A 6,956-nucleotide genomic window follows, 5' to 3' on the forward strand; every position below is an offset into this window, starting at 1 on the left:
ACAGCTAAGCCTGCCTGTTGTATGTAATAAGTCATGAGTTTCATGTCTGTCAAGCTATCTTCAACTACTAATACTGTGGTCATATACTCCTCTCAAATCGGGAAAAGGTGACACGAGATCTATCTTGGTCATCGGTCATGAGAAACCAACTCAGGCTCCTGAAAAACGACATCAAACCTTTAAGAAGTTTGATAGCGTAATAATTGAGGCTCAGAGTCTGACACTGGTGAAGAGTTCAAATGTTTTCGTAGGGCTGCCAGTACTTTGTTAGCTACTACCGGTTTAGACAAAAAGTCAGTTGCTCCCACCATTTTGGCACGAACTCGATCGACTATCCCGTCATTGCCCGTAAGAATAATCACAGGTGTGTTTTTAAAAGATGAAATTCTGCGAATTTGGGCGCAAATTTCGTAGCCGTTGGCAACTGGCATAACCAGGTCTAGAAAAATTACATCTGGCTTGTGTTGCAACAGCAGTGGCAAAGCTTGCATAGAATCTTTGATACTCAAAAATTTATAGCTAGCTTTAAGGAGAATATCCTCCATTATTTGGCAATCCAGCGTACTATCCTCCACATATGCCACTAAAGGTCTTGATGGTATTGAAACTGTCGGTGGTGGTGGCGGTGGCGGCGGTGAGGGTAAAGGTTTGGCTATTGGTATTTGCTGCAATGGTTCCGTGGGAGGAATTTCTGTTTCTCCTCTGCTTTGTGCGGTTTGTGGGGGTGGAGTTGTGGCGGTTGTGCCCGGTTTGGGCAAGTCCGCAATTTCTACGAGTCCGATGATTTTTTTTCGGATATAAGGCGTGAGCGATCGCACTAGCGTTAGTAAATCTTGCTTCACAAGAAGTGCCAAATCTCGGAGACTTCGTTTTCCATCAATCACCTTCACCAGCGTTTGGTAAACGCGAGGGGAAGCCAACTTTTGCAGTTCCTCCGCTTGTTTCAGCACAGGCGCTAAATTGGGCGATAAATTCGCCAAACCAGCACTGCGCCAAGTTTCCCAAGCTTGTTGGGACTCTTGCAAAGCTTGGGCTGGGCTAATTAGGGTTAGCGACGCATCTAAAACTTCTTCTTGAGTACAAGTGTAAGTCAGCTGCTGTTTTTCTTGATGCTGGAGGATATCGAACAAAACTTCTGCTACTGTACTCTTGATTGCAGCTACAGCCTGTTCTCCCGCAATCTTCTGCCTCTTCACCAAGACGGTTAAAATTTGATACTCCCAGTATCTGGTTATATCGGTCTCTCTGAGGCGAATGCTGTTGGAAGCGATCTGAGGAAAGTACTGACTGAGATACCTGTACCACCGCCTGTGCGGATGTGTTCCCCCGGTAGCCCAGACAAGGCGACCGAGGCAAAAGTAAAGGCTCCAAGTCGTCGCTCCCTGTACGTCAAGCCTCCCACTGAACTGCCTCTGGCTGTAAATTTGTATTTGGTCGCTCAGCTTGTCAATAGCTAAATCGTTGGTAGTCATCCTGGTTCCTTAGCGGCATTTTCAAACAATTTCTGCGTTCTGGATTACATATATATATCTTACTTTTGATGGATAGAAAAAAACTAAATTTTATAATTCTTAAAAAAATCTTAACAAAAAACAATATGATATGCAAACTAACAAATCCCCTTACCGTTAGTTCTCCAGAGTATGACATCACATTTATTGTTAAATCTAAGTACTAACCCTGAAAAAGTAAGTTTTAACCACTGCATTAACTCTGGGTATATACAAAATCCACTCCGCTATAGCCGAGCGCAAAAAATTGCAGCAATTTCTTTTGACAAACTGCTTTATTTGTCAATGTTTCTTAACAAGAGTATCTTCAACCACCACCCTCAGCTCGCCGATTTGGTTCAGTCATCAGGGTGTAGTGAAGTCTTGGTAGCCACTTGTGAGTTTAAGAAAAGCCCTCAACAGAGATATTCTTATATTATCGCTTATTTTCTAAATAGGAAACGAGAATTTTACCTAAATAGGACATTGTTGTGGAAACTAACAAAATTGGTAAATGATTTCAATGTCAAGTAATTTATCAATCAAATTGACAAAGAATTTTGGATAAGGTTTTTGCGTTACGAACAGTTTTAATGCTTAATTTACGCCACTTTCTGCATGGCGAACTACTTAGCTAAAGTTAGGGGATATCGCAGTCGATTCCGAACGCAAAGTTTTGGTATAATTCAACTGAATCTTATTTTACTATCGGCAAGCTTCCGAATCAAGTCAGCGATCGCTCCATATCCTTGCGTACAGATGCAGAAATACGGATATGGATCGAGCGGCAATATTACAAATAGCCATGTAATATCGTGCAATTGACCCGATTGCAGCCTTTTTTAGCTCGATTGGCTACAGAGAAACCCGGTTTCTTTGCTACCACCCGTTAGACTCGGCTAGTTTTACTCGCTAATCTCCCGTTCGTTTCGATCCCATCTTTAATCAAAACCTTTAAATATATTTTTTTGATAAAGATTACGTACAACTACTGATAAAGTCTAGTTCTTATATGTCATAATTACTTGATATTAATCGTGAATAGATGGTTGAAAGCGAAAAGCCTTCAGTAATTTCCACAAGCTTTTGGAGATACTAGATTTGGATACAACAATTTTCACAATAAGCAACGCAACAGAATTTACCACCATTGCTGATATAAGCGGCCCATTTTCGTACTTTGATACTGTCTCCATTAATCATGTAGGAACGATCGATTTTTTGGTATGTTGAGCAACAAGCGACACCAAAATAAGGATTCGCTCACACTCAGTTTATATATTGGTCGCCATTCATCTCCCGTTACAGTCGAAGACTTAACGGCAGTCCTCTAGCTTCATTCCAGATAGACATCTTTCGCGCCCCCGATCCTGTTCCTCAATCTGTTCCGGAACATAATTGGGAATTGACTTTACTCGCATTTGGTGATATGGGTGCGGGTGCGGTACTCAAACGCAAACAGAAACGCCTATTCAACTCGACACCATAGACAAAGAAACAATCGATCGCGGAAATTTACCCTTTAACATTGGGATTACCGGACAAGGCAATTGCTCCTGCAAATTCTCCGGCTTACTCCAAGTAAAAGGCGCTTGTTTCGCAGCAGACATCCACAGCAAACGTTTCGCCCGCGTCATCGCCACGTAGAGAAGACGAAATTCCTCAGCTGTTTTCAAATATCCCGCCTTTTCCCAAGCTTCCGTAACTTCCGGTAAAGCAGATTCACCGTGAAGGCTGGCGCGAATTTGCGCCCGTGCCACCTCTGCTAAAGTAAAATCACCGAGAAACTGAGTCGGTGTCGGTATCCGCAGATTGCCGGGAATCATCGCCGCGTGCAAAAACGGGATAAATACGTAATCCCAATCTAGCCCTTTCGCTTTGTGCATCGTGACGATCGTCAGCTTGCCCGGTTGAGTATACTGACTGTCATTGCCTTCCGTATCGACAGGTTCAAATCTTTCCGAACTGACGATTTCGCTGAGGGCATTGAGAGTACTCGGCATCGAATTGTCACCCGCAGTTTGTCGGACTACCCGTTCGGCTAATTTGTCAGCCGTGGCAAGTTCCGTTGGGTCATAATTTAAAGCTAAAGCTAGAAAAGTAATCAACTGGTAATGGGGCAACTCTATCCTGGCGCGAAGTAACTTTGTACAAAAACGACGCGCCTTCAGCACTTGTTCTGTCTGCGGTGGGTCGAGAGGGCCGGGATAAAGGAATTGTTCTGGTAAACTGGCAAGCGCGTTGAGGTCTTGCGGGGGAATTAACTGGCGTTGCACCAGCACTTCTAAGGCAGCTTTTAAGTAGTCGGGAGAATGGGGTCGATCGACAAATTGCAACAGAGATAATATTTCTGCCGGTACTTTCGTGTAGAGAGTGTGCTGAACTACATCATATATATCTATGCGATCGCCATATTCTTCTTTTAGTTGTTGGTGAACAAATCGCCCTTGGTCGTTTGTCCGCACTAACACAGCTGCCGATCGCTTCTCCGTGGGATACTGGGCAAATAGTTCCAGCACTCGCTCACCGATTAACTTGACTGAGTGATGAACATCGCGAGGCGTGTAAATTTCCAATCCCCGACCGACTGGATCTGGGTTAGCATCCGGTTGCGGGTCATCCGCTGTCACTGGCAGAATTTTCTGAGGGCGAAAAGGTTGTTCTGTACCTGCCAATTGGGAAGTATTCACCCACTCAAGCACAAAATTAGCCGCATCGATAATAATTTGGCTGCTGCGACCGGCTCTATCCATTGTTGCCAGCAACCTATTTGATTCGCAATCAGAACAAAAACGACGAAAATAAATCGGATCGGCAGGAGTGAAGGTGGAGTTGATCGCTTGATTGGGGTCGCCAACGCGCACTAAATTCGGCGGTGCGTTGGGATTACTGGGGTCGGTGGCGAGAATTTCCAATAATTTGGTTTGTAAGGGAGATGAATCTTGCGCTTCGTCTTCAAAAACGGCAAAAACTTGGTTTTGCCAGAGACGACGTATATTTTCGTTTTCCAATACTCGCAAAGCGGCGAGAATCATTTCGTCGTAGTCGATGAAGTCACGCGATCGCAATAAATCCTGATAATTCTCGTACAATCCCGCTGCGATCGCTAAAATTCCATAATCATCCCGCGTTTGTTCGCTCAATTCCCACAACTTTGCGGGCAAATAGCCGGAACTTTTTGCTTCGTGAATCACCGTTTGTGCTAAAGAAGGCAACACCTCTGTACGCAAAACCGACTGACGGCGCAACCGTTCCGTTTCCTCCCCATCAAATTGCTGCCCTGCTACTAAAATTTGATAGCGACGGGGATTTGCCGCGATCCATCGCTCTACCGCAGCGCGAATCAAACGGTGACTGCGATCGGGTGTCACTACCGTCACATTATTTAAATTTAAACCGGAAAGTTGGGGATGGCGGCTGGCAATATTCAGCGCTAAACCGTGTAACGTCTGGACAACAAAGCCTATTTGCGGTAATGACAAATCCTCTCGCAAATATCTGCGAATTTTGGCTTTGATATTGGCAGCAGCGGAACGAGTAAAAGTGACGACGACGAGCTGGCGACGGCTATGCAGTTGATTGCGTGCGATCGCGATCGCCGCCGCACCCGCCATACCCGTAGATTTACCCGCACCGGGAACCGCAGAAACCGCCAGCGGGCCTGTTTGCCAATCTGCCATTTGCCGCTGTCCCGATCGCAGACGATCGCGAATCAGCTGCAAAGCCTGCTCTTTGTTGTGTGTCATTTGTTAAAAGTCAGTTGTCAGTTGTTTGAGGTCAGTGTCAGCTTCTGACCGCTGACATAAGATCGGAGTACAACCCACAGCATAATAAGCTTCATGGAACTGCTGCACCAGCCTCAAGATATCGTTGCCCAACGATATACAATAATTGACATTTTAGGGCAAGGTGGAATGGGGACAACTTACGAGGCAGAAGATTTGCAAACTCGTAAGCGAGTGGCGATCAAAGCGCTGTCTCTCAACCGTATGGCTGACTGGAAAGTCTTAGAACTGTTTGAACGAGAAGCCAGCGTCCTTTCCCACCTCAACCATCCCGCCATTCCTCGTTATATAGATTATTTTCAGGTAGAAACAAACAATAACCAGTCTTTCTACCTAGTCCAAGAATTGGCAGAAGGGCGATCGCTCTTTTCTTTGGTGCAAAGCGGTTGGCACGCCACCGAAACCGAGGTTAGACAGCTAGCTGCCCAAATTTTAGATGTTTTGAGTTACCTGCACGCACTTACACCACCCGTTATCCACCGCGATATCAAACCCCATAACATCATCAGGAGAGAAGACGGACAAATATTTTTAGTGGATTTTGGTTCGGTAAAAGCCACTTATCAGAATACAATTACTGGTGGCAGTACGGTTGTGGGTACCTACGGCTACATGGCACCAGAGCAGTTTCGGGGGCAAGCTTTCGCCGCTACCGATCTCTACGGTTTGGGGGCAACTTTGCTGTTCGTTTTGACTCATCGATCGCCTGCGGAATTTCCTTCTCGCCAGCTCAAGATTAATTTCCGCTCTCAGTCACAATTTTCCTCGGAATTCGCGGACTGGTTGGACAAGCTGCTGGAACCGACAGTAGAAAATCGATTTTTATCAACCAAAGAAGCACTTTCTGTGCTAAAAGGCAATGGCGTTCTCGTCCCCAAACTTCGGCGTCCCGCAGGTACTCGCGTCGCTTTGACAAAAACCGATCGGCTTTTGGTGGCAGAAATTCCCCGTCAGGGATGGCAATACTGGGATTTGTTCAATTTTGTGTCTGGATTGATGTGGCTGGCAATCTCATCTTTTCTGTTTTCTTTTTACCGCTTGGTTTTTTACAGTCCATTTTTCTGGCTGTTTCCGCTAGGGGCAATTCTTTTAGGAATGTTCGGTTTAGTCAAGCTGAAAGATTCGGTGTTTAAATTGCTGGGTCGCACGAAACTGGAAATTGACAGGCAAAACTTCCGACTGCGATGGTCGTTTCTGGGGGTATTTTACCAAGTGCAGGGACGCACTCAGGATATCGATCGCGTAGAAGTGAGTAAATTTGTGCCGACCGAGGATGAGCTGCTGGCAAAATTGAAAGGCCAAATACCTCGCTCGGTGACAGCTTGCGCTTTCGTGGAAGGTGTTCGCACCCATCGTTTCGGTTTTTGGTTAACGCCGATTGAAAAAGACTGGTTGACGCAGGAAATAGCAGCTTTCGTGAAGAAACCTCTGTTATTGCGATGAAAATTTCTCGTCATCACCTGGGGTTGGCAATAGCTTTCGCACTGGGAATAACTCTCAGATTTTGGCATCTCGATTTCAAGCCTTTGTGGTTGGATGAAGTCATCACTGCTTTAATTACATTGGGGCGATCGTACAGCGATGTGCCTGTAGAAGTGGTTTTTCCCATCAGCCGCTTACCGGAAATATTTACTTTCAATTCAGCTGCTACTTGTCCGGAAATTGCCCGCACCCTTGCTAC

Annotated in this window: 3 protein-coding genes and 1 pseudogene; 2 read left to right on the forward strand and 2 right to left on the reverse strand. The window is 45.5% G+C overall.

Translation table 11 applies throughout. The features are described 5' to 3' along the window. Nucleotides 1-179 precede the first annotated feature (179 nt). Nucleotides 180-1,472, reverse strand: a complete 1,293-nt coding sequence (locus H6S82_RS13075) for a response regulator (protein ID WP_190465625.1) — start codon at nucleotides 1,470-1,472, stop codon at nucleotides 180-182. A 1,490-nt stretch (nucleotides 1,473-2,962) separates the two neighbouring features. After that, nucleotides 2,963-5,236 (reverse strand): ATP-dependent helicase, encoded by a 2,274-nt coding sequence (locus H6S82_RS13080; protein ID WP_190465623.1) that lies wholly within the window; start codon nucleotides 5,234-5,236, stop codon nucleotides 2,963-2,965. A gap of 93 nt (nucleotides 5,237-5,329) precedes the next feature. On the opposite strand from H6S82_RS13080, the gene H6S82_RS13085 reads away from it, so the two are divergent. Both H6S82_RS13085 and H6S82_RS13090 read left to right on the forward strand, forming a co-directional pair. Continuing rightward, nucleotides 5,330-6,718: a serine/threonine-protein kinase gene (locus tag H6S82_RS13085; RefSeq protein ID WP_190465621.1), complete on the forward strand. Its 1,389-nt coding sequence runs from the start codon at nucleotides 5,330-5,332 to the stop codon at nucleotides 6,716-6,718. Continuing rightward, nucleotides 6,715-6,956 (forward strand): annotated as a pseudogene (locus H6S82_RS13090) (hypothetical protein); the annotation flags it as partial. The gene H6S82_RS13085 and the pseudogene H6S82_RS13090, both read left to right, overlap by 4 nt.

Origin of the sequence: Planktothrix sp. FACHB-1355 (assembly GCF_014748295.1) — a bacterium.
Taxonomy (GTDB): Bacteria; Cyanobacteriota; Cyanobacteriia; order Cyanobacteriales; family Aerosakkonemataceae; genus Aerosakkonema; species Aerosakkonema funiforme_A.

Excerpts from the sequence above, each read along its gene's own strand:
- H6S82_RS13075 (WP_190465625.1), bottom strand. The coding sequence starts at position 1,472 with ATGACTACCAACGATTTAGCTATTGACAAGCTGAGCGACCAAATACAA.
- H6S82_RS13080 (WP_190465623.1), bottom strand. The coding sequence starts at position 5,236 with ATGACACACAACAAAGAGCAGGCTTTGCAGCTGATTCGCGATCGTCTG.
- H6S82_RS13085 (WP_190465621.1), top strand. The coding sequence starts at position 5,330 with ATGGAACTGCTGCACCAGCCTCAAGATATCGTTGCCCAACGATATACA.